The following is a 21504-nucleotide window of genomic DNA, read 5'->3' as shown; positions in this document are numbered from 1 at the left end:
CGCCCGGACAGCCCCTCCGGCTGCGCGTACCGACGGCCCGCCCGCCAGGAAGCACCTGGCGGGCGGGCCGTCGGCCCTTTCACGGGGCTATGGGCCGACGGGAACGATGAGTTCACGGAAACCGGCGATCGTGCCCACACGCGCGCGGCGGCGGCGGCACGTTGCGGTACTTGGCCACCCGCACCTCCCACTGGCTGCGCCGCCGCATGGCGTCCCGGACGGCGCGATTGCGGTAGAACGTCTCCGGCGGGCGGGCCAGCCCGTAGAGGTCCGCCCACCACTCCCCGGGCTCGGGGTCGAGGATGGTGTCGAGGTGCGACGGGTAGCGGCGTTCCGCCCCGTCGCGGGTGTCGTCGCGGTCCCGCATCGGTTTCAGCACCCGCCCGAACTCGTCGACCACCGCCAGCCGGAACCCGGCGACCCCGATGACGCGGCGCAGGAGCAGGATGCTCGGCACCAGCCGACCCGCCTCGATCCGCCCCACGGTGGCGTGGTGCACCCCCGCCCACCGAGCCAGCTCCCGCTGGCTCAGGTCGGCGCGACGCCGGATCGCACGGACGATGCCGGCGGCGGGCCACGGAATGTCGAACGGCTCGGTCAGCAGCACGGGCTCATCGGAGCCCGGCTGATCGTCGGAGCTCGGCTGATCGTCGGAGCTCGGCTGATCGTCAGGGGACGGCGGGCCACCGGCCCATGGTGCGGCGGAAATGTCTGTCATCCCGTCACGGTCCCGGCCGTGCGGGCCCGTTCGCAATCCCGCCTCCCCGGCCTGTGGACAACCCACCTACCTGTGGAGAACCGGCAGCACCCGCTTCGGCCGGGGCGGCTCCCGGCAACCCCACCAAACCCTCACGCTGGGTAACAGTCCCAATCGGAAGCCCCCCATGTGACTGTGAGTGATGGCACCGACGCCGCCGACCGAGCTTCGCAGCCGACGATCCGACTGATCACCGCCCTGACCAGCACATGTCCAAAGAACGCCCCGAGGAGGCGGCAACCCTCTCTACGCCCTTTGCTCTGCACCCGTATACGCAACGGACACTCTCGGTTGCCGGCGCGTATCCGGGTGCAGAGCAAAGCGTTCGAGACAGGGGTTCACGACTCGCTTGGATTTATCGCTCTGGGTAACGGACACAGCATGCGTGGACCGGGCACGCATGCTGTGACTCGGCATTGGCACACCGCGCCGTGGGCCGTGGGCCGTGGGGCAGGGCTGCGTCCAGCGCGAACGGGCAGGAACCGGTCCCGTAGGGCTTTCAGTAGCGCTGGCGGAGGAGCTGGGCGGCCTCGACCGCCCAGTAGGTGAGGATGATCTGCGCACCGGCCCGGCGGATCGAGGTGAGCGTCTCCAGCATCACCCGCTCCCGGTCGATCCAGCCGTTCGCGGCGGCCGCCTCGACCATCGCGTACTCGCCGGAGACCTGGTAGGCCGCGACCGGGACGTCGACCGCCGCGCGGACCGCCGACACCACGTCGAGGTACGGCAGCGCCGGCTTGACCATCACCATGTCGGCGCCCTCGGCGACGTCCAGCTCGACCTCACGCAGCGACTCCCGCAGGTTCGCCGGGTCCTGCTGATAGGTGCGCCGGTCGCCCTCCAGCGCCGACTCCACGGCGTCGCGGAACGGGCCGTAGAAGGCCGAGGCGTACTTGACGGCGTATGCCAGCACGGCCACGTCCTGGTGGCCGGCGGCGTCGAGCGCCCGGCGCACCACGCCGACCTGGCCGTCCATCATCCCGGACGGCCCGACCACCCCGACCCCGGCGGCGGCCTGGGCCACCGCCATCTCGGCGTACGCCGCCAGCGTGGCGTCGTTGTCCACGCCGCCGTCGGGGGTGAGCAGGCCGCAGTGCCCGTGCGAGGTGAACTCGTCCAGGCAGAGGTCGCTCATCACCACCGTGGCGTCGCCCACCTCGGCCACGATGTCACGGATCGCGACGTTGAGGATGCCGTCCGGGTCGATCCCGCCGGACCCGGTGGCGTCCCGCCGCGCCGGCACCCCGAAGAGCATGATGCCGCCGACGCCCGCCTGGACGGCCTCGACCGCGGCCTTGCGGAGCGAGTCCCGGGAGTGCTGGAGCACCCCCGGGAGCGACGCGATCGCCCGCGGCTCCGTCAGCCCTTCCTTGACGAACATCGGCACGACCAACTCGGCCGGGTCGACGCGGGTCTCGGAGACCAGCCGCCGGAGCGCCGCGTTGCGGCGCAGCCGGCGGGGCCGGATCTCGGGGTACGGCATCACGGGCCTCCTGCTACGACGACTACCGGAACCTCAGGGCGGTCGGCCCCTGGACCTTCGAGCCGCGCCGCTGCTTCGCCGGCATGGCGGCGAGCTTCTCGCGCAGCTCGACGGCGTAGGCGGCGAGCGCCTCCACCAGGTCGGGGACCGAGGCGTGCGGCGGCTGGACGTCGACCCGCAGGCCGAACTCCGTCGCCGTCTCCGCCGTCTTGGGCCCGATCACTGCAACAACGGTACGGGCGTGCGGCTTCCCCGCGATGCCGACCAGGTTCCGCACGGTGGAGGACGAGGTGAAGAGCACCGCGTCGAAGCCACCGGACTTGATCGCGTCCCGGATCTCGGCGGGCGGCGGGGCGGCCCGGACCGTCCGGTACGCGGTCACGTCGTCGACCTCCCAGCCGCGCTCGGTGAGCCCGGCGGCGAGGGTCTCGGTGGCGATGTCGGCGCGCGGCAGCAGCACCCGGCCGACCGGGTCGAGGATCTCGTCGTGCGGCGAGAACTCGGCCAGCAGCCCCTCGGAGGACTGCTCCCCCGACGGGATCAGCTCGGGCTGGATGCCGAACGCGCGGACGGCGTCGGCGGTCGCCTCGCCGATGCAGGCGATCTTGACGCCGCCGAAGTGCCGGGCGTCCAGGCCGTGCTCGGCGAACTTCTCCCAGACGGCGCGGACCGCGTTGACCGAGGTGAAGATCACCCAGGCGTACCGGCCGTCGACGAGGCCCTTGACGGCCCGCTCCATCTGGGCCGGGGTCCGCGGCGGCTCGACCGCGATCGTCGGCACCTCGCAGGGGATGGCCCCGTACGCGCGCAGCCGCGCGCTCATCACGCCGGCCTGCTCCTTGGTGCGGGGCACGAGGACCTTCCAGCCGTACAGCGGCCGGTTCTCCCACCAGCTCAGCTTGTCCCGCTGGCCGACGCCCTCGCCGACGGTGAGCACGACCCGGCCGGTGAAGCCGAGCGCCGCCGCGACGAAGGAGTCCACGGTCGACGTGGTGGTGTACTGCGTCTCGCCGGTGCCGTCCCCGGTCACCCCGACGCCGGTGGCGCCGTCCACCCCGGCGGCGAGCAGCCCGTCCCGGATCGCGGCGAGGTCGCCGGCGTCCACGGCCAGGGCCAGCGAGCCCCGGCCGACGGCCGCGGCGAGGGCATCGAAGTCCAGCGTGCTGACGTCCTCGACGTCGGCCGCCGTGCGTACGCCGGGCAGCGGCACGCCCGCGTAGGTCGCCACACCCTCCGCCTGGCCGACGCCCGGGACCACCTCGAAGTGCGCGGCGGTACGCGCGACCGCCTGCACCTCCCGGACCACCGACTCGTGGCCGAACGGGTCGCCGGCGACCAGGTGCACCGCGTTCAGCCCGGAACGGGCCGCCGAGATCAGCACCTTCGCCACGTCGCCCGGCGCGCCCTCGGCCGGGGTGAACTGGGCGTCGGACTTGGCCTGGGCACGGACGGCGTCGAGCAGCGACTCGGGGACTCCCCGGTCGTACACCACCTGGTCGGCGTCGACCAGGGCGTCGTGCGCCCGGCGGGTCAGCAGGCCCGGGTCGCCGGGACCGGCCCCGACGAACGCGATGCGGCCTACGGGCTTACGGGTGCGGGTCATTCTGTGCTCCCAAATTGCTGGGTCCCCGGACCGGCGTGTCCTTCTTGGCCGAGGATCGAGTCGGCGCCGAGGTCGAGGAGTTCGGCGGCGAGTGCCTTGCCGATCTCCGCCGCGTCGGCGGGCGTTCCGGTGCGGGACAGCCGGAGGTCTCGCGAGCCGTCCGGGCTGATCACCGCCCCGCGCAGGTAGATCTCCTGGACAACATCGCCCTCGGCGCCCGAGCCGGTTGGCTCGCCTTCGGCGACGACGGCGTAGGCGGCGACCGGAGCGGAGCATCCGGCCTCCAGGGTGGCCAACAGCGCCCGCTCCGCGACGACCGCGGCGCGGGACGGTGCGTGGTCGAGCACGGCGAGCAGCTCGACGATGTCCGGGTCGTCGATCCGGCACTCCACCGCCAGCGCGCCCTGGGCGGGCGCGGGCAGCATCAGCATCGGGTCGAGCGTCTCGGTGATCACCTCGGTCCGCCCCAGCCGGGCCAGCCCGGCCCGGGCCAGGACGACGGCGTCCAGGTCGGCCTCCGGGCCGAGCACCCGGGCGAGGCGGGTGTCGACGTTGCCCCGGATCGGGGCGACCTCCAGCTGCATCCCGAGGGCGTGCAGCTGGGCGATGCGGCGCAGCGCGCCGGTGCCGACGGTCGCGCCGGGCGGCAGCTCGGCGAGCGTCCGGCCGTCGCGGGCGACCAGCGCGTCCCGCGGGTCCTGCCGGATCGGCACCGCCGCGATGTGCAGCCCGGCCGCCGCGGCGGTGGGCAGGTCCTTGTAGGAGTGCACCGCGAAGTCGATGGTGCCGGCGGTCAGCGCGTCACGCAGGGCGGAGACGAAGACGCCGACGCCGAGCCGGTGCACCGGCGCGGCGGATCGATCGCCGGCCGTGACCACCTCGACCAGCTCGACCGGGCGGCCGGTGGCGGCGGTCAGGGCCTCGGCGACGTGGCCGGACTGGGCCATCGCCAGTTTGCTGCCCCGGGTACCGAGGCGCAGGGGCGTGCTCATCGCTCACCTCCGGTGGGCGGGACGTCGGCCGGGCCGGCCGACGATGAGAAGTCGGCGAGGCCGAACGGCGGTACGGCGTCGCTGTCCACGACGTCGGGGACGGTGTCGACCGGCGACGTCTGCGGCACCTGGAGGTCGAACAGCTCGCGCAGCAGGGCCGCGTACTGGTCGCCGCCGGGCTCCGCGGCGAGCTGGCGGACCCGCACGGTGGGCTGGTGCAGCAGCCGCTGGACCACCCGGTGCACCGTCCGGGCCACCTCGGCGCGCTGGTCGTCGGTGAGGTCCGGGCGGCGCTGGGCGAGCCGGCGCAGCTCGGCGGTGACCACGTCGTCGGCGCGGCCACGCAGGGCGGCCACGGTCGGCGCCACGTCGGCCCCGCGCAGCCAGGTGAGGAAGGCGTCGACCTCGCCCGCCACGATCCGCTCGACGGCGGCGGCGTCGGCGGCGGCCGGACCGTCGGCGAGCAGCGCCGCCATCCGGTCGATGTCGATCACCTCGACGCCGGGCAGCTCGGCGACGCCGGCCGCCACGTCGCGCGGCACGGCCAGGTCGAGCAGGACCAGCGGCCCCCGCCGGGGGTCGCGCCCGGCGAGCGCCCGGGTGACCACCTCGCGGGTGAGGACCGCTTCCGTGGCCGCGGTGGCGGCCACTACGATGTCCACTGTGGAGAGCGCGGTGGTGAGTTCCGTCATCGGCGTCGCGCTGGCCCCGTACGCCTCGGCCAGCCGGACGGCCCGGTCGGCGCCCCGGTTGGTCACGGTGAGCGGCCCGGCACCCAGCCGGGACAGCGTGGCCACGCCCAGCGAGCCCATGGCGCCCGCCCCGACCACGAGCGCCGGACGGCCGTCCAGGTCGCTGCCGAGATGCTCGGCGGCCAGTTCCAGCGCGGCGGTCACCACGCTCTGACCCGCCCGGTCGATGCCGGTCTCCGCGTGGGCGCGCTTGCCGACCCGCAGCGCCTGCTGCATCAGCTCGTGCAGCAGGCGCCCGGCGGTGTCGGCCCCGGTCGCCGAGTGGTACGCGTCGCGCAGCTGGCCGAGGATCTGCGCCTCGCCCACGACCATCGAGTCCAGCCCGGCGGCGACCCGGAAGACGTGGTCCACCGCGGCGGCGTCGAAGTGCACGTAGAGGTGGTTGGCGAGCCCGGCCGGCTGGCACCCGGCCTGCTCGGCCAGCACGGCGCAGATGTCGCCGAGACCGCCGTGGAATCCGGACACGGCGGCGTAGACCTCCACCCGGTTGCAGGTGGAGACGAGCACGGCCTCGGTCACGTACGGCTGCGCGACCAGGCGGTCCAGGGTGCGGGTGAGATCGGCGGGGGCGACCGCGAGCTGCTCCAGCGTGGCGACGGGAGCGGTGCGGTAGGACGCACCGACGACGAGCAGTTTCACGTGCCGATCGCCTCCTGGGGTTCGGTGGCCGCGAGCCCGCCGGGCAGGGCGGTGAGGGCGGACCCGCCGGTGGCGGGAAGCGCGGTCAGCGATGCCTTGCGGTGCTCGTGGAAGGACAGGATCTGCAGCTCTATGGCCAGGTCGACCTTGCGCACGTCGACCCCCTCCGGAACCGAGAGTACGCACGGAGCGAAGTTCAGGATGCTCGTCACACCGACGGCCACGAGCTGGTCGGCGACCGCCTGGGCGGCCGGGGCCGGGGTGGCGATCACGCCGATGGCGATGGACTCCTCGACGGCGACCCGGGGCAGCTCGTCGATGTGCCGGACGACCAGCCCGCTGATTTCCTCGCCGACGCGTTCGGGGTCGGCGTCGAACAGCGCGGCGATCCGGAAGCCGCGGCTGGCGAAGCCGTCGTAGCCGGCCAGGGCGTGACCGAGATTACCCACGCCGACGAGGGCGACCGCGCGGCGCTGGGTGAGCCCGAGCACGAACTCGATCTGGTCGACCAGCAGCGCCACGTCGTAGCCGACGCCCCGGGTGCCGTACGAGCCGAGGTGCGAGAGGTCCTTGCGGAGCTTCGCCGAGTTCACTCCCGCGGCGCTCGCCAGCCCCTCGCTGGACACGGTCTCGTGACCGCTTTCGGCCAGATTGTGCAGGGCACGGAGGTATTCGGGGAGCCGCGCGACGGTCGCCTCGGGCAGGTCCGGGAGCGCCGGTACGGCACCGGCGCGGCCGGGCGCGCCAGGGTGACGGTGCTGACTCATGAGACTCCGTGCGGTGCGATCCTCGGCCAGCTCCAGCGGCCGGCCGTTTCGGGACTCCCGCTGGCGACCGAGATTGCCGGCTGTGCTAGCAGGGCGCGTCGGAACTACAGAGTAGGCGCTTGTGAAGGCGTGCACAAATCGCGATCTTGACAGCTCGCGACGCGGCTCCACCTGGCCCTCCATCCTGCAAGATCGATACAGCGGCCTCCGCCGGCGCCGCTCGGCGATTATTGCTCAATTACGACTTCTCTGACCAATCGCGCGAGCGCGGCTCGCCGCCGATCACGTCACGCCGGTGCCGGCGGGCCCGACCGCCGGCCCCGGGGCCCACCGCCGGTCGGGCCCGGGGCGCCCGTCGCGGCCGGCGGGCGCCGCCCGGCGCGGTAGGGACAGCCCTACGCCGGAGAGGCCGGCCGACGGGATGGGTCGGGCGCCCCTGCGCTGCCTAGCCTCGTCGTATGACCGCCGTACCCGTCGCCGCCGACCCGCCCGCGCCGGCGCCGACCATCTCCCGTCAGCTCCTCCTGGACTCCGGCTACGTGCTGCTCGGCCTCCCCCTGGCCCTGGCCAGCTTCGTGGTCCTGCTGGTCGGCCTCGCGGCCGGCCTCGGGCTGGTGGTGACGGTGATCGGACTGCCCGTCCTCAGCGGCACCCTGTACGCCGCCCGGGGGCTGGCCGACATCGAGCGGCTCCGCCTCCCTGCCGTGCTGCACCAGTCCCGGATCCGCCCGCAGTACCGGCTCCCCGAGCCCGGGGCCAGCGCCTGGCGGCGGATCTTCGTGCCCATGGGGGACGCGCAGTCCTGGCTCGACCTGGCGCACGGCATCCTCAAGCTGGTCGTGGCCGTCGCCACCTTCGCGGTCACGCTGGTCTGGTGGGCCGGCGCCGTCGCCGGATCGCTCTACTGGGCGTACGACTGGGCGCTGCCGCACGGCGACCCGGAGGACGTCGGCCTCCCCCAACTCCTCGGCCTGGGCGACTCGACCGTCGCCCGGATCGGGCTGCACACCGCGATCGGGCTGTTCTTCCTGATCACCCTGCCGATCGTGGCCCGCGGCTGCGCGCTGCTCCAGGCGAGCTTCGGCCGGGCCATGCTCACCGGCGTGGCGGAGATGCGCAACCGGATCACCGTGCTGGAGGAGCAGAAGCGGGCCGCCGTGTCCGCCGAGGCGAGCGCGCTGCGCCGGCTGGAGCGGGACATCCACGACGGCCCGCAGCAGCGCCTGGTCCGGCTCGCCATGGACCTCAGCCGGGCCCGCCAACAGCTCGCCTCGGACCCCGACGCCGCGGCGCGGACCCTGGACGAGGCGGTCACCCAGACCCGGGAGACGCTCGCCGAGCTGCGCGCCCTGTCCCGGGGCATCGCGCCGCCGATCCTGGTCGACCGGGGCCTGCCCAGCGCCCTGGCGGCGCTGGCCGGGCGCGGCCTGATCCCGATCGAGCTGCGGGTGGACCCGGAGCTGGGCAGTCCCGCCGGCCGGCTCGACCCGGCGGTGGAGAGCACGGCGTACTTCGTCGTGGCCGAGGCGCTGACCAACGTCGCCAAGCACAGCCGGGCGACCGAGTGCCACGTCACCGTCGCCCGGCGCGACGGCCGGCTGGAGGTGGGCGTCGGCGACGACGGCCAGGGCGGCGCCCACCTGGCCAAGGGGCACGGGCTGGTCGGCATCGCCGACCGGGTGCGCGCCGCCGGTGGCCGGCTGGACGTGGTCAGCCCCGTCGGCGGGCCCACCGAAATCCGGGCGGAGCTCCCGCTGTGACCCCGACGTGGTAGACAACTCAACCATGCGGATCGTGATCGCGGATGACGCCGTGCTGCTCCGGGAAGGGCTGGTCCGGCTGGTCAGCGAGCGGGGGCACGAGGTGGTGGCCGCCGTCGCCGACGGCGAGGCGCTGGTGGCGGCGGTCGTCACGCACCGGCCGGACGTGTCGATCGTCGACGTCCGGATGCCGCCCTCGCACACCGACGAGGGACTGCGCGCGGCGGTGGAGGCCCGGCGGCTGGTGCCCCGCACCCCGATCCTGGTCCTCTCCCAGTACGTCGAGGTGTCGTACGCCGACGACCTGCTCGCCACGACCGGCGGCGGCGGGGGCGGGATCGGCTACCTGCTCAAGGACCGGGTGGCCGCGATCGACGAGTTCCTCGACGCCCTGGACCGGGTGGCCGCCGGCGGGACGGTGCTCGACCCCGAGGTGGTCGGCCAGCTCTTCGCCCGGCGCCGCCGCGACGACCCGCTGCGTGAGCTCACCCCGCGCGAACGCGAGGTGCTCGCCCTGATGGCCGAGGGCCGCTCGAACACGGCGATCGCGCGCACCCTGGTGGTCACCGACGGCGCCGTCGAGAAGCACGTCCGGAACATCTTCACGAAGCTCCAGCTCCCGCCCGACACGGAGCAGCACCGCCGGGTCCTGGCCGTCCTCGCCTACCTGCGCAACTGACCGCGCCGGTCAGGGCAGGGCGGCCGCCAGGGCCACGGCCTCGGTGAGGGTGTCGGCGACCGGGTGACCGGAGGCGCGCAGGCGGGCCGGGTCGGTGAACCCGCCGGTGTAGAGCACGGCGCGACCGCCCACCGACAGGGCGGCGTCGGCGTCGTCGACGGAGTCCCCGATCAGCACCACGTCCCGGCCGGCCACGCCCAGCTCGGCCAGGTGGCTGCGGAGGGACTCGGCCTTGCGGTCGCCGCCGACGGTGGCCCGCAGCCCGTCCACCCGGACGAAGTGCCCGCTGAGCCCGTACGTCCGCACCGTCGGCACCAGCTCCTCGTGGAACCACATCGAGAGCAGGGACTGGTTGCCCCGCCACGCCGCCATCGCGACCGTGGCGTCGTGCGCCAGCTCACAGGTGGTCAGCCCGGTCCGGTACGCGTCGTGGAAGATCCGGTCCAGCCGGCCGAACTCGTCGTCGTCGACCGCCTGGCCGAGCACCTCGGCGTAGTAGTCGGCGATCGGCCGGCGGAACCTGACCCGGTGCTCGTCGGCGGTCACGGCGGGCCCGCCGACGCTGGCGAAGGCGACGTTGGTGGAGGCGACCACCAGGTCGAGGTCGTTGAGCAGGGTACCGTTCCAGTCCCAGACCAGGTGGCGGTGCGCAGGGGTCATCGCAGCACCATAAACCGGCGACGCCGGCCCGCCGTGGCCGGCCCGGCGGCGCTACAACTGCGGGGTGGTCAGGTCCCGCAGCAGCCGCTCCTCCTCCACCCGCCAGTAGCCGTGCTCCTTGCCGTCGAGCAGCACCACCGGCAGCCGGTCGCCGTAATCGCGTTCCAGCTCGATGTCGTCGGTGACGTCCTTCTCGGTCCACCGGTCCCCGGTGACCGCCACCACCCGGTCCAGCGCCGCCTTCGCGTCCTCGCAGAGGTGGCAGCCGGGCCGGGTGATCAGGGTGAGTCGGGGCTCACGCATCGGTCTCCTCCGTGGTGCTGGTGCCGGCCGGGGCCGGCGGGCGGTTCTCCGGCGACGCCGCTGGCGGCGGCACCGGTGCCGCCGGGGACGACGCCGGCCGGAGCAGGGTCTTGCGTACCTTGCCGATCACCGAGTGCGGCAGCTCGTCGACGAACTCGACGGCGGTCGGGCACTTGAAGCGGGCCAGGTTGCGGGCGCAGTGGGCGAGCAGCTCCTCGCCCGTGACCGGGCGCCCCGGCGCCGGCACCACGTACGCCCGGACAGTCTCGCCGGTCCGCGGGTGCGGCACACCCAGTACCGCCGACTCGGCCACGCCGGGATGGGCGGAGAGCACCAGCTCGACCTCGCGCGGGTACACGTTGAACCCGTTGACCAGGATCAGCTCGCCGACCCGGTCGACCAGGAAGAGGTCGCCGTCGGAGTCGGCGTACCCGACGTCGCCGGTGGCCCACCAGCCGTCGGCGTCCGGCCCGCCCCGGCCGTCCGGCCAGTACCCGGAGAAGAGGTTCGCCCCGCGCACCACGATCTGGCCCGGGTCCGTGCCCGGCGCGGCGTCGGAGAGGTCCAGCTCGTCGGCGTCCTCGTCCGGCTCGGCCACGCCGTCGCGCCACAGGTCGGCCCCGTCCGTCCCGACCAGGCGCAACTCGACGCCGGGCAGTGGGCGGCCGATCGAGCCGGCCTTCGGCTCGCCGCCGACGAGGGTGGAGGTGAGCACCGGGGCGGTCTCGGTCAGGCCGTACCCGGCGTGCACCGGGCGGCCGGCGACTTCGGCGAAGCGGGCCGCGACGGCCGGCTCCAGCGGCGCCGCGCCGCAGACCACGAGCCGCGCCGACGCCATGGCCGCGGCGACCGCACCGGCGTCCGCCGTGGACCAGGCGGCCACCATCGACGGTACGCCGACCAGCACGCCGACCCGGCGGCGGGCGATCTCGGCCAGCCCGGCGTCGGGGCCGAGGTCGTCGACCAGCACCCCGGTCGCGCCATGGTGGACGACCGCGCCCAGCCCCGAGTTCAGCCCGTACGCGTGGAACAGCGGCAGCGCGAGCAGCACGGTGTCGTCCGGGCCGACGACCGGCGGGTCGATGCGGTCCACCTGCTCGTGGTTGGCCGCCAGCGCCCGGTGCGTGAGCATCGCGCCCTTCGGCCGCCCCTCGGTGCCGGAGGTGTAGAGCAGCACCGCCAGGTCGTCGCCGCCCCGGCCGGGGAACGGGCCCCCGCCCCCGCCGTCCGTCATCGGCGGGGCGCCGTGCACGGCGGTGAGCGCGGGCAGCTCCCCGGCGACGCCGGCGACGAGGTCGCGCACCCGCTCGGTGCCGATCAGGACCGAGGCGCCGGAGTCGGCCAGCACGTGCCGCAGCTCGGGGGCGGTGAGGCCGGGGTTGACCGGCACCGCCACCAGCCCGGCGCGCAGCGCGCCCAGGTAGCCGACCACGAAGTCCGGCGAGTTGCCGAGCGCGATGGCGACCCGGGGCGGGTGCCGGTCGACGGCGGCGGACGGGCCCGCCGTCGCCCCGGCGGCCGGGGTCCCGGTCGGCGCCGCCCCGTCGGCCCGGGACTCGGTCGGTGCCGTTCCGGCGGGCGGATTCCCGGTCAGGTCCGCCAGGGCCCGGGCGGCGGCGGTCACCGAGGCGTCCAGTTCGGACCAGGTCAGGGTCCGCTCGCGCCAGTGCAGCGCGGGTCGGTCGCCGTGGGCGGCGGCCGCCCGGCGGACCCGGTCGGCGAGGTTCGACGCGATGCTGTCGGATGCGTCCTGCACGGTGGCTGAGTCTGGCACAGCGTCGGGTCTCGGGCCATGCCCGCGACGGCCCGGGGCCGCGCCCGAGGGGCCGTCGGGCGCGCCGACGCCGCGGGGAGTCCCGCCGGCAGGACGCCCGGGGCGCGCGGACGGGACGGGTCCAGTCCCGTGTACGGGACACGCCGGCGGGCCGCGACACGAGGGACGCTCCTGAGTCGACCCTCGCGTCGCCCGTCCGCCCCGCGCCGGCCGGCATGCCCGCTGAGCTGGAAATCCCTTCGGGATCACGCGTCAATCCGAATGTCAACCGCACGCGACGGACAACCGGTCCGCCATTTGTGCGACGCGGCGGGAAATACTTCCGCCCTGTGTAACGGACTTGCCACGCGCGGGTGACGTTGGCCCTATCATCACTCGGGTCGGCTCACCCCATTTGCCGTGAGTCGACACCCCTCAGCCCGAGGAGGCCCCCGTGCCTGTGAGCGCATTGGACCAGCACCTCAAGGGGATCTGCCGCCCGTCGGCACGCCCCGAGCCAGCCCTGCCCGACCGCCCGGGTGGCGGCGCGACGGCGACGCGCCGACCAGCGCGGCCCGCGGCCGGCGGGACGGAGGCGGCGCGGTGACGACCTTCGGTTACGCGGAACGGCCGCTCGGCCTGACCAACCCGGCGACCCGCGCCCCGCTCAACGAGCGACCCGCCATCCGAGGCCCGCTGGACGACACGGGGAGCCTCGCGGTCCGCGGCGAGGGCACGTCGAGCCGGATCCGCCACCGGCCGCACCACAACGAGCCGCCACCGCGTCCCGCGACACCGGGGGGCAACGCCAAGCCGGCCGGCGGCCGGGTGGTCGCGCCGGCCCGGCCCACCATGCCGGCGCAGGGCCGCCGCACGACGGAACCGTCGACGGCGTCCGAGCAGTCGGCCGCGGAGACAGCCGTGATCCCGGCGGTGCCGGCGACCGCCGCCGCCCCCGCCGCCTCGACGGGCTTCCCCAGCCGACCGGACCCGTCCGACCCGGCGACCGAGGTCTGGGCCCTGGTCGAGCGCGCCCAGGCGGGCGAGTCCGAGGCGTTCGGGCTGATCTACGACCGGTACGTCGACACGGTGTTCCGGTTCGTCTACTTCCGGGTCGGCAACCGCCAGCTCGCGGAGGACCTCACCTCCGACACCTTCCTGCGCGCCCTCAAACGGATCGGCAGCTTCACCTGGCAGGGCCGGGACCTCGGCGCGTGGCTGGTCACCATCGCCCGCAACCTGGTGGCCGACCACTTCAAGTCCGGCCGCTACCGCCTGGAGGTCACCACCGGCGACGTGCTGGACGCCGATCGCGAGGACCGGGGCCCGGAGGGCAGCCCGGAGGCGGCGGTCGTCGAGCACATCACCAACGTGGCCCTGCTCAGCGCCGTCAAACAGCTCAACCCCGAGCAGCAGGAGTGCATCGTGCTGCGCTTCCTGCAGGGGTTCTCCGTGGCCGAGACGGCCCGCGCGATGGGCAAGAACGAGGGCGCGATCAAGGCGTTGCAGTACCGCGCGGTACGGGCGCTGGCGAGGCTGCTGCCGGACGGCTTCCAACCGTAGTCCCGGCGACGGGACCGACGGGCGTCGATCACCGTTCGCCCAGCTCACCGCCCTCCCCGCGCCGTGACGGCAATCACTTTCCGTGATTTCGCACCCGGCGGGCCCGTAACCCATGCCTGGTGCGGACCGTTTCTCCGGGTGCGACCGGTGGTAGCCCCGGCATCCCCCCGGGTTCCGAGGTCCGGCAGCGTGGCCGGCCACGACGTTCGTCCGTGGTGTCACGCCGTCACCGGTCGCTGGCGACGACAGCGGCCGACCGGCCGCGACCAGCGAGAGGAGGTGCCTGCGGTGGACAGCGACCTCTTCTCCCGTCGGCGCGCGGAGCGCTTCGCGCAGCTTCTCGACGAGGCCAACGGCGGCCGGCGACACCACGTCCGTTCCCGCGCCGACGACCAACTCGCCGCGCTCGTCGCCGTCGGGCAGCGGCTCGGCGCCGCCCCGCCGGCCGTCGAGGTGGACCCGGAGTTCCGCACCGGGCTGCGCGCCATGCTGCTGGCCACGGCCGAACGCGAGGGCATCGGCGCCCCGGCGACCGCCGCCGCGCCGGAGCCGGGCGCCGCCGACACCGGTCGCAGCCGCCTGCTGCCCGCCGTCACCGCCCGCCGGGCCCGCGCCCGCGGCGCCATCCTGGTCGGCGTCGCGGCCGGCGCGGTCGCACTCTCCGGCATTTCCGCCGCGAGCGAGAACGCGGTCCCCGGTGACGCGCTGTACGGCATGAAGCGCTCGACGGAACGGGCCCAGCTCGCGCTGGCCAGCTCGGACATCAGCCGAGGTCAGCTCTTCCTGGACTTCGCGCGCACCCGGCTGGCCGAGGCCGCCGCGCTGCGCGGGGACCGGGACGGCTACAGCGCCGTGCTGGACGACATGGACGCGGACACCCGCCAGGGCGTACGCCTGCTGACCACCGCCGCCGTGCAGCGCTCCGACCTGTCGGCGCTGGACGCGGTCAACTCCTTCCTCACCGGGCAGCGGCGGGCGGTCGGGGGCCTCCTCGACGCCGGCACCCGGGCCGACCGGGACCGGACCCGCCGCTCGCTGGCCCTGCTGGACGCGGTCCGCAAGCGCTCCGACGCGCTCCGCGCGGCGATCTCCTGCGGCCTGCCCGCCCCCGTCGGCAGCGACTCCCTCGGCCCGGCCCCCGCCACCTGCCCCGGCGACCGCTGACCTGCCCCGCGCGCCGTCCACGCCACAGTTCACCCGCCGGGCCGCCGTCGGCGACCGCCGCCCGGCTACCCTCGACCAGTGGCAGGCACACGCCGCGCCCGGTCAGCAGAGGGAGGTCGCGTGGCCCGCAGCCGCAAGGTGACGGTCAGCACCGACGTCCACGGTCACACCGCCGGCTGGGCGGAGACCGACCTGGCACCCCTGGCCCCGCCGCAGCCGGATCCGACCGCGGCGGCCTTCTTCGACGTCGACAACACGATGATGCAGGGCGCGTCGATCTACTGGTTCGCCCGGGGCCTCGCCGCGCGCAAGTACTTCACCACGACCGACCTGGCCCGGTTCGCGTGGCAGCAGCTTCGCTTCCGGCTGCTCGCCACCGAGCACGCCGGGGACATGTCGCAGGCCAAGGAGGCCGCCCTCGCTTTCGTCGAGGGCTGGCGGGTGGACGACGTGGAGCGCCTCGCCGAGGAGATCTTCGACGAGCTGATGGCCCCCCGGATCTGGGGCGGCACCCGCCAGCTGGCCCAGCGGCACCTGGACGCCGGCGAACGGGTCTGGCTGGTCAGCGCCGCGCCCGTGGAGATCGGCCGGGTGATCGCCGCCCGGCTGGGCCTGACCGGCGCGATCGGCACGGTCGCCGAGGTGGTCGACGGGGCGTACACGGGCCGGCTGGTCGGCGACCTGATGCACGGCCCGGCGAAGGCCGAGGCGGTCACCCAGCTCGCTGCGGTGGAGGGGCTGGACCTGGCCCGCTGCACCGCCTACAGCGACTCCTGCAACGACCTGCCGATGCTCTCCACGGTGGGTCGGGGGGTGGCCGTGAACCCCGACGCCGCCCTGCTGAGGGAGGCCCGGCAGCGCGGCTGGCAGGTACGCGACTTCCGCACCGGCCGGCGCGCCGTGAAGATCGTGGTGCCGTCCACCGCCGCCGCCGGGTTGCTGGCCGGGGCGGTCACCGCCGGCATGGCCCTGCACCGCCGCCGCCGCAACGGCTGACGTCGCCGGCCGCCCGCGTCACGGGCCGAACGGGTCCGGCCTGCGTTCGAGCAGCTTGTGCAGGGTCTGCTGGATCGTCTCCCGCACCTGGTCGGCCAGGTTGAACACCACGAGCGGGTCGTCGGCGGAGTCCGTCAGGTGCGCGGTGGGGATCGGCGGGCAGAACTCGATCAGCCACTTGCTCGGCAGCGGCACCATGCCCAGCGGCCCCAGCCACGGGAAGGTCGGGGTGACCGGGAAGTAGGGCAGCTTGAGCAGCCGCGCCAGGGGCTTGATGTCGGCAAGCATCGGATAGATCTCCTCGCCGCCGACGATGGCGACCGGCACGATCGGGGTGCCGGTGCGCAGCGCCGCCGAGACGAACCCGCCCCGGCCGAAGCGTTGCAGCTTGTAGCGCTCGGCGTAGAGCTTGCCGATGCCCTTGAAGCCCTCCGGGAAGACGCCGACCAGCTCGCCGGTGCCGAGCAGCCGCTCCGCGTCCGGGTTGCAGGCGACCGTCCCGCCCGTCTTGCGGGCGAGCTCGGAGACGACCGGCATCCGGAAGACCAGGTCCGCGCCGAGCAGCCGCAGGTAGCGGTGGGCCGGGTGCTTGTCGTGCAGGGCGGCCGAGAGGATCAGCGCGTCCAGCGCCACGGTGCCGGAGTGGTTGCCGACGACCAGGCCGGCGCCCTCGGCGGGCACGTGCTCCAGGCCGGTGACCTCGGTGCGGAACCAGTCCCGGTAGAGCACCCGCAGCAGCGGGTGGAAGACCGCCTCGGTGATCTCCGGATCGAAGCCGAACTCGTCGACCTCGTAGTCGCCGGAGAGCCGGCGGCGCAGGAACGCAAGCCCCTTGGCGACCCGGCGGTCCCAGTGGTCGCCCGGCCGGTCCGGCACCGCCGGCCCGGTCGCCGCCGGCCCGGTCGTCGCCGGCACGTCCCCGGCCCCGCCAGGCCGGTCGGCCTCCGTCGCGGCCGGCTCGTCGGGCTCGTCCGTGCCGCCCGACGCGGCAGGCCCGCCAGGCTCGTCCCTGCTGCCGGCGGTGGCCGCTACCGGCTCGTCGGTGGCGGCGGTGTCCGGCTCGTCGGCCGTGGCAGCCCGGCGGCGCCCGTTCGCCCGCGCCGGCTCCGCGCCCGGCTCGGCGACGGCCAGCGGTACGTCGTAGCGGCCGTCGCGCCGCTCCTCCGGCTCGCTCACGAGCTCTCCCGCACGGCGGCCCGGACCTGCCGGATCCCCTCCAGCACGAGGTGCTCCGCGACCGCCAACTGGTCCCGGGTCACCACGACGCCGCCGTGGTGGGCGCGGATGAAGTCGTCGAACGCGGCGGCGGTGGACCGGGGCGTGAAGCCGTACTCCCGCTCCAGGCGGGTGGTGTCGACGACCCGGCCGTGCACGAAGAGATCGACCTGGTCCAGGCCGTAGCGGCCGAAGCCGAGGTTGCGGGCGAACGCGACGGCCCCGGAGAGGCCGGGCTCCAGCACGGGCACGGCGACCCGACCGGCCCGGCGGATCGCCTGGGAGAGGGAGAGCACCCCGGGACCGGCCACGTTGTACGTCCCCGGATGGTCCTCGACGATCGACCGGTGCAGCACCTCCAGCGCGTCGTCGAAGTGCAGGAACTGCAGCCGGGGGTCGCGGCCGAACACGGTGGGCACGACCGGCTGGGAGAAGTAGCGGGTGAGGGTGGTGTCGGCGGTCGAGCCGATGAAGGGCGCGAAGCGCAGCACCGTGGCGGTGACGTCGGGCCGGCGACGGCGGAAGCCACGAACGTACCCCTCGATGTCGAGGATGTCGCGGCCGAAGCCGCCGCGCGGCACCTCGCGCGGCTCGGTCTCCTCGGTGAAGACGGCCGGATCCCGGAACGACGCCCCGTACGCGGCCGTCGAGGAGCGGACCACGAGCTTGCGCAGCCGGGGCGCCCGCTGGCAGGCGGCGAGGAGCTGCATCGTGCCGATGACGTTCTGCTCCTTCATCGCCGCGCGACCGCCGTGCTGCTGGTCCGGGGCGGTGACGAGGGCGAGGTGGACCACGGCGTCGACGTCGAGGTCGGCGAGGAGACCGCCGAGCGAGCCGGCGTCGACGCGGACGCGCTCGACACGGTCGAGCAGGTCGGTGAACTCGGCGGCCGGCTCCGACGGATCCACGCCGATGACCCGCTCGATGCGCGGGTCGGCGGCGAGCCGGGCGGCGACGTGCGCGCCGAGGTAGCGGCTGACCCCGGTCACGACGACAACCCCCGGGGCACCTGGGGTGCCACCGGGGGTCATGTCGCGCACCTCCCCCGGCAGGCGCGATCGAGCCGGGACATCCGCGGCCTGATCACCTGAGCCTCCGAGGGTCGACAGTTGGCAAGTGACGACGGGTGCCGGGCAGCGGCCCGGCACCCGGTCACTTGCCGAGACGGCGACGCTGGACGCGGGTCTTGCGCAGCAGCTTGCGGTGCTTCTTCTTAGCCATGCGCTTGCGGCGCTTCTTGACCACCGAGCCCATACGACAGCCTTTCGATGCAACATGCGGGGCGACCGGATGACACCACCATCGGGTGCCGTCGACGACCGCGTGCGGACAGCGGACCGGGCCAGCGGGACATGCGGCGGGGCGCATCTGCGGTCACGGTCGGGGTCCAGGGTAGCGGGAGAGCGTCAGCAGGACCAACGCGCCCCCGTCGATGCCCGTTACGTCGCACTCGACGGGTGGCCCGCGGGCGGCTCAGGCGGTTTCCTGAAAGGCACCCCGCAGGTATTCGTGCACCGCGTGTTCGGGAACCCGGAACGACCGGCCGACCCGGACCGCGGTGAGCTCACCGCTGTGCACCAGGCGGTAGACCGTCATCTTCGACACCCGCATGACCGTCGCCACCTCGGCGACGGTCAGGAACTTGACCTCCGACAGCCGACCGTCGGACTGCGACCCGGCCATGGCTCACCGACCCATCCCATGCCCGGCGCGTGCCACCGGACGGGATCCTCCCCGCCCGGACCGGCGACGCGCGTGTTACCAGTACGGTAGCGGGGCGGCTGTGACCGGCGCGATCCCTTCGTACAACTGATCATGGTCCGGGGGGCCGGTCCACCCGACCGGCTACGTCGTTGTCGAACCTGTTGCGCCCTGCGTCCGGTCGGCCCTCATTCCGCCCACGGCGCGACCACCGGGAGCCGAGCACGGTCAGGGGCGGTGACCGTCACGGGGCGGTTTGTCTTCCGGGCGCCCACCCCGCAGCGCCCTGTGCAGCCGGTGGCCCGCAGCGCGTCCGGCGCCACCGGCCACGCCTCGCCGCGCTCACGAGCCACCCCCGCCGCGCGGAAGGCGCCCGGTGGTTCCGGCGGCGCCACCGGAACCACCGGGCGGGTGCCCCGGGCCGCTTCCGGACGCGGACCGGGGCTCCGCGCTGGGAGCGGCACCAGTGTGTCAGGTCGACCGGCGCCGTCCGACAGCGGTCGATCATGAACGCCCCCGACCGCCCGTGGGCTGCGTCGTCGCCGACCACGCCGTCGCGCAATCGCGATCCGCGGCGGTCCGGTGCGGCGCACGCGACCCGCCACGAGCCCACGTCGGCGCCCGACGACGCACCACCCAGGCGATGTTCGGCACTGCGCCGCTCAGGCGACGTTCGGCCCTGCGCCGCTCAGGCGGCCACGGCCCGGACGTACGCGACGCACTCGTCGTGCAGGGCGCTCCACGGCTCGCCGAAGGTCGCCTCGGCCGCGTCGGCCACCGGGCGACGCTCGTGCACCACCGCCGCGAAGAAGGCCAGCAGCCGCTCCGGGCCGAACCGGTCGACCAGGTGCCGGACGGCCAGGTAGGAGATGCCGTAGCTGCCGCTGACCCGCTCGGCCGACGCGTCGTCGGCCGGGGTGAGGCCGTCGAGCCGGCCGTCCCAGCCGGCGGTCAGCCGCCGCACCTCGGCCAGTCCCTCGTACCGGTCGACCGGCTGGCCGTCGGCGCCGGCGTGCTCGGCCAGCCCCTCGACCAGCCACCAGATGCCCTTGCCCGGGTAGCCCCGCTCGGGCAGCGAGGCGGCGTGGGTCAGCTCGTGCCGGAGGAGGTCGTCCAAGCCGCTGGACACCAGCCCGTCGGCGTTGAGCACCACCTCGTGGTGGCCGCCGCCGACGGTGACCGCGTACCCGCCGGTCCACTTCGGCCGGCCCCCGCCGTACCAGCGCTGCCACTCCGCGCGGCCCGCGTAGAAGACCCGGTACCGGTCGGGCGGCCGGCCGCCGACGGCGTACGTGTCGGCGACCGTGGCGGCCGCCTCGGCCTGGGCGAGCAGGCCGGGCAGCTGCCGGCGCAGGGCGGGGGTGGTGGCCACCAGGGTACGCGGACCGACGGCGACGGCCAGCTCGCTGACCTCCCAGGGCCGGGTGCCGGTCTGCGCCGATCGGGACGGCTCCACGGCGAGCAGCCGGGGCCGGTCCACCGCCCGCCAGCGGGTGCCGGTCAGCACCCGGCTGGTGCGGCAGTCCGGCACGACGAAGCAGTACCGAAACTCGACCGGCAACAGCCACTCGCCGGGCCGGCCCTCGACCGGGGTCGGCAGGCCGGTCGCCTCGGCCTGCCAGGCGGTCACCCGCAGCGCCCGCAGCGCGGCGTACCGGCGGCGCAGGTCCGGGTGCGCGACGGGTTCCGCGACGGCCAGGAACCCGGCCCGGTCCCCGGCGAGCAGCGCGGCCGACTGCCGCGCCAGCTCCGCCGTCATCCGCTCGCCAAGCTGGCGGGCGGCCCTCGTGGCGGGGTCGTCGGCCCGGGTGCCGGAGGCCCCCGGCACCGGCCTGGCGTCGTCGCGCGCGAGGCCGGCCAGCAACGCCGTGGGCAGGCCGCAGGTGACCATCACCACGACCGCCGCGAGCGCCGCCCAGAGGGGCCACAGCCGCCGCGACGCCCGCTTCGGCGGCACCGCCGGCACCGCGACGGGACCGGGCTCGGCCGACGCCGTGGGTACGGCCGGCAGGCCCGGCCCGGCGGGCACGGGCAAGGTGGCCGGCCCAGCGGGCGCGGGCAAGGTGGCCGGCCCAGCGGGCGCGGGCAAGGTGGCCGGCCCAGCGGGCGCGGGCAAGGTGGCCGGCGTGGGCGGCTCGGTGGGCGTGGAGGATGCGGCGGGTGGTGTCGTCGCGGTGGCCCGCGTGTCGTCCGTCGCCGGCCGACCGTCCGCCTCGGGCTGCCCGTCAGTCACCCGGCGAAGGGTACGACCATCCGGTCGCCCCGGCGACCACCGCCCCGGCCCGACGCCGCACCCGGGCGGGTCGCCTCGGCACCCGTGGCGGCACGCCCCGGCGGGCCCGCCGGGGCGGCTCAGGCAGGGCGGCCCGACCGCCGGAGCAGGGCGACGGTGAGCGCCCAGACGACGACCAGCGCGACGCCGGCCAGCGGCCGGCCGAGCAGGGCGAGCATTCCGCCGCCGGCCACGAACCAGGCGGCCTGGAACGCGTGCTTGCCCGCCGCCGGCAGCGGCACCCGGGCCTTCGGCGACCCGAAGACGCCCCAGAGGGCGGCCAGCAGCAGCGGCACGGCGACGGCGGCGGCCAGCCGGGCGGGCGTCCCGGCGTCCCACGACCAGCCCCACCAGCCGCCGATCGCCAGCACGGCCAGTTCGAGCAGGAAGAGCAGCAGCAAGAGCAGGGCGCGCATCGGCGCTCCTCCCGGGAGTCGGGACCGGA

General features: G+C 75.1%; 20 protein-coding genes. 5 read left to right on the top strand and 15 right to left on the bottom strand.

The genetic code is table 11. The features are described from left to right. Positions 1 to 112 precede the first annotated feature (112 nt). The 6 genes from ACGF5C_RS18425 to ACGF5C_RS18400 form a co-directional block, all read right to left on the bottom strand. Entirely contained in the window at positions 113 to 607 is a 495-nt protein-coding gene (locus tag ACGF5C_RS18425; protein ID WP_393265033.1) for a multiprotein-bridging factor 1 family protein, read from the bottom strand. Positions 608 to 1256: 649 nt separating this feature from the next. Next, the gene (hemB, locus tag ACGF5C_RS18420) at positions 1257 to 2240 is read right to left on the bottom strand and encodes a porphobilinogen synthase (protein ID WP_393303071.1); all 984 of its coding nucleotides are present in this window, start codon (positions 2238 to 2240) and stop codon (positions 1257 to 1259) included. A gap of 22 nt (positions 2241 to 2262) precedes the next feature. After that, positions 2263 to 3843 carry a uroporphyrinogen-III synthase gene (locus ACGF5C_RS18415; protein WP_357457454.1) on the bottom strand — a complete coding sequence of 527 codons (1581 nt, stop codon included), beginning with the start codon at positions 3841 to 3843 and terminating at the stop codon, positions 2263 to 2265. Next, a complete protein-coding gene (gene hemC, locus ACGF5C_RS18410) occupies positions 3840 to 4835 on the bottom strand; it encodes a hydroxymethylbilane synthase (protein ID WP_393303069.1) in 996 nt (331 codons plus the stop codon). The genes ACGF5C_RS18415 and hemC overlap by 4 nt, the downstream gene beginning before the upstream one ends. Next, positions 4832 to 6226, bottom strand: coding sequence for a glutamyl-tRNA reductase (locus ACGF5C_RS18405; protein ID WP_393303067.1), 1395 nt, complete (start codon positions 6224 to 6226; stop codon positions 4832 to 4834). Before ACGF5C_RS18405 ends, hemC begins: the two co-directional genes overlap by 4 nt. Then, complete coding sequence (locus ACGF5C_RS18400; RefSeq protein ID WP_393303065.1) at positions 6223 to 6993, bottom strand: redox-sensing transcriptional repressor Rex; 771 nt, start codon at positions 6991 to 6993, stop codon at positions 6223 to 6225. Before ACGF5C_RS18400 ends, ACGF5C_RS18405 begins: the two co-directional genes overlap by 4 nt. Positions 6994 to 7451: 458 nt before the next feature. On the opposite strand from ACGF5C_RS18400, the gene ACGF5C_RS18395 reads away from it, so the two are divergent. After that, positions 7452 to 8753: a sensor histidine kinase gene (locus ACGF5C_RS18395; RefSeq protein ID WP_393303063.1), complete on the top strand. Its 1302-nt coding sequence runs from the start codon at positions 7452 to 7454 to the stop codon at positions 8751 to 8753. 25 nt (positions 8754 to 8778) lie between these two features. Further along, positions 8779 to 9432: a response regulator transcription factor gene (locus ACGF5C_RS18390; RefSeq protein ID WP_350707040.1), complete on the top strand. Its 654-nt coding sequence runs from the start codon at positions 8779 to 8781 to the stop codon at positions 9430 to 9432. Positions 9433 to 9441: 9 nt separating this feature from the next. Here ACGF5C_RS18390 and ACGF5C_RS18385 read toward each other — a convergent pair whose 3' ends face one another. The 3 genes from ACGF5C_RS18385 to ACGF5C_RS18375 are packed head-to-tail and all read right to left on the bottom strand — an operon-like array spanning position 9442 to position 12151. Then, the gene (locus ACGF5C_RS18385) at positions 9442 to 10092 is read right to left on the bottom strand and encodes an HAD family hydrolase (protein WP_393303061.1); all 651 of its coding nucleotides are present in this window, start codon (positions 10090 to 10092) and stop codon (positions 9442 to 9444) included. Positions 10093 to 10143: 51 nt separating this feature from the next. Beyond that, complete coding sequence (locus ACGF5C_RS18380) at positions 10144 to 10395, bottom strand: glutaredoxin family protein (protein WP_393303059.1); 252 nt, start codon at positions 10393 to 10395, stop codon at positions 10144 to 10146. Further along, positions 10388 to 12151, bottom strand: coding sequence for an AMP-binding protein (locus ACGF5C_RS18375; protein WP_393303057.1), 1764 nt, complete (start codon positions 12149 to 12151; stop codon positions 10388 to 10390). The genes ACGF5C_RS18380 and ACGF5C_RS18375 overlap by 8 nt, the downstream gene beginning before the upstream one ends. Before the next feature lie 600 nt (positions 12152 to 12751). Between ACGF5C_RS18375 and ACGF5C_RS18370 the strand changes: the two genes are divergently transcribed. From ACGF5C_RS18370 to ACGF5C_RS18360, 3 genes are all read left to right on the top strand, one after another. Further along, positions 12752 to 13711 carry an ECF subfamily RNA polymerase sigma factor, BldN family gene (locus ACGF5C_RS18370; RefSeq protein WP_393303055.1) on the top strand — a complete coding sequence of 320 codons (960 nt, stop codon included), beginning with the start codon at positions 12752 to 12754 and terminating at the stop codon, positions 13709 to 13711. A gap of 288 nt (positions 13712 to 13999) precedes the next feature. Further along, a complete protein-coding gene (locus ACGF5C_RS18365) occupies positions 14000 to 14875 on the top strand; it encodes a DUF5667 domain-containing protein (RefSeq protein ID WP_393303053.1) in 876 nt (291 codons plus the stop codon). A 78-nt stretch (positions 14876 to 14953) separates the two neighbouring features. Beyond that, complete coding sequence (locus ACGF5C_RS18360) at positions 14954 to 15871, top strand: HAD family hydrolase (protein ID WP_393303051.1); 918 nt, start codon at positions 14954 to 14956, stop codon at positions 15869 to 15871. An 18-nt stretch (positions 15872 to 15889) separates the two neighbouring features. On the opposite strand, the gene ACGF5C_RS18355 is transcribed toward ACGF5C_RS18360, so the two are convergent. From ACGF5C_RS18355 to ACGF5C_RS18330, 6 genes are all read right to left on the bottom strand, one after another. Then, a complete protein-coding gene (locus ACGF5C_RS18355) occupies positions 15890 to 16786 on the bottom strand; it encodes a lysophospholipid acyltransferase family protein (protein WP_393303142.1) in 897 nt (298 codons plus the stop codon). Positions 16787 to 17043: 257 nt separating this feature from the next. Further along, positions 17044 to 18117: an NAD-dependent epimerase/dehydratase family protein gene (locus ACGF5C_RS18350; RefSeq protein WP_393303049.1), complete on the bottom strand. Its 1074-nt coding sequence runs from the start codon at positions 18115 to 18117 to the stop codon at positions 17044 to 17046. Positions 18118 to 18238: 121 nt separating this feature from the next. Continuing rightward, positions 18239 to 18340 carry a 30S ribosomal protein bS22 gene (locus ACGF5C_RS18345; RefSeq protein ID WP_007465623.1) on the bottom strand — a complete coding sequence of 34 codons (102 nt, stop codon included), beginning with the start codon at positions 18338 to 18340 and terminating at the stop codon, positions 18239 to 18241. A gap of 219 nt (positions 18341 to 18559) precedes the next feature. After that, on the bottom strand, positions 18560 to 18769 hold the full coding sequence (locus ACGF5C_RS18340; protein ID WP_007465625.1) for a helix-turn-helix domain-containing protein: 210 nt from the start codon (positions 18767 to 18769) through the stop codon (positions 18560 to 18562). A 706-nt stretch (positions 18770 to 19475) separates the two neighbouring features. Next, positions 19476 to 21020 (bottom strand): hypothetical protein, encoded by a 1545-nt coding sequence (locus tag ACGF5C_RS18335; protein WP_393303047.1) that lies wholly within the window; start codon positions 21018 to 21020, stop codon positions 19476 to 19478. A gap of 119 nt (positions 21021 to 21139) precedes the next feature. Continuing rightward, complete coding sequence (locus tag ACGF5C_RS18330; RefSeq protein ID WP_393303045.1) at positions 21140 to 21475, bottom strand: YrdB family protein; 336 nt, start codon at positions 21473 to 21475, stop codon at positions 21140 to 21142. Between the last annotated feature and the right edge of the window lie 29 nt (positions 21476 to 21504).

Source organism: Micromonospora sp. NPDC047620 (assembly GCF_043205005.1).
Lineage (GTDB): Bacteria > Actinomycetota > Actinomycetes > Mycobacteriales > Micromonosporaceae > Micromonospora.
This window is presented reverse-complemented; position numbering and strand designations above follow the sequence as displayed.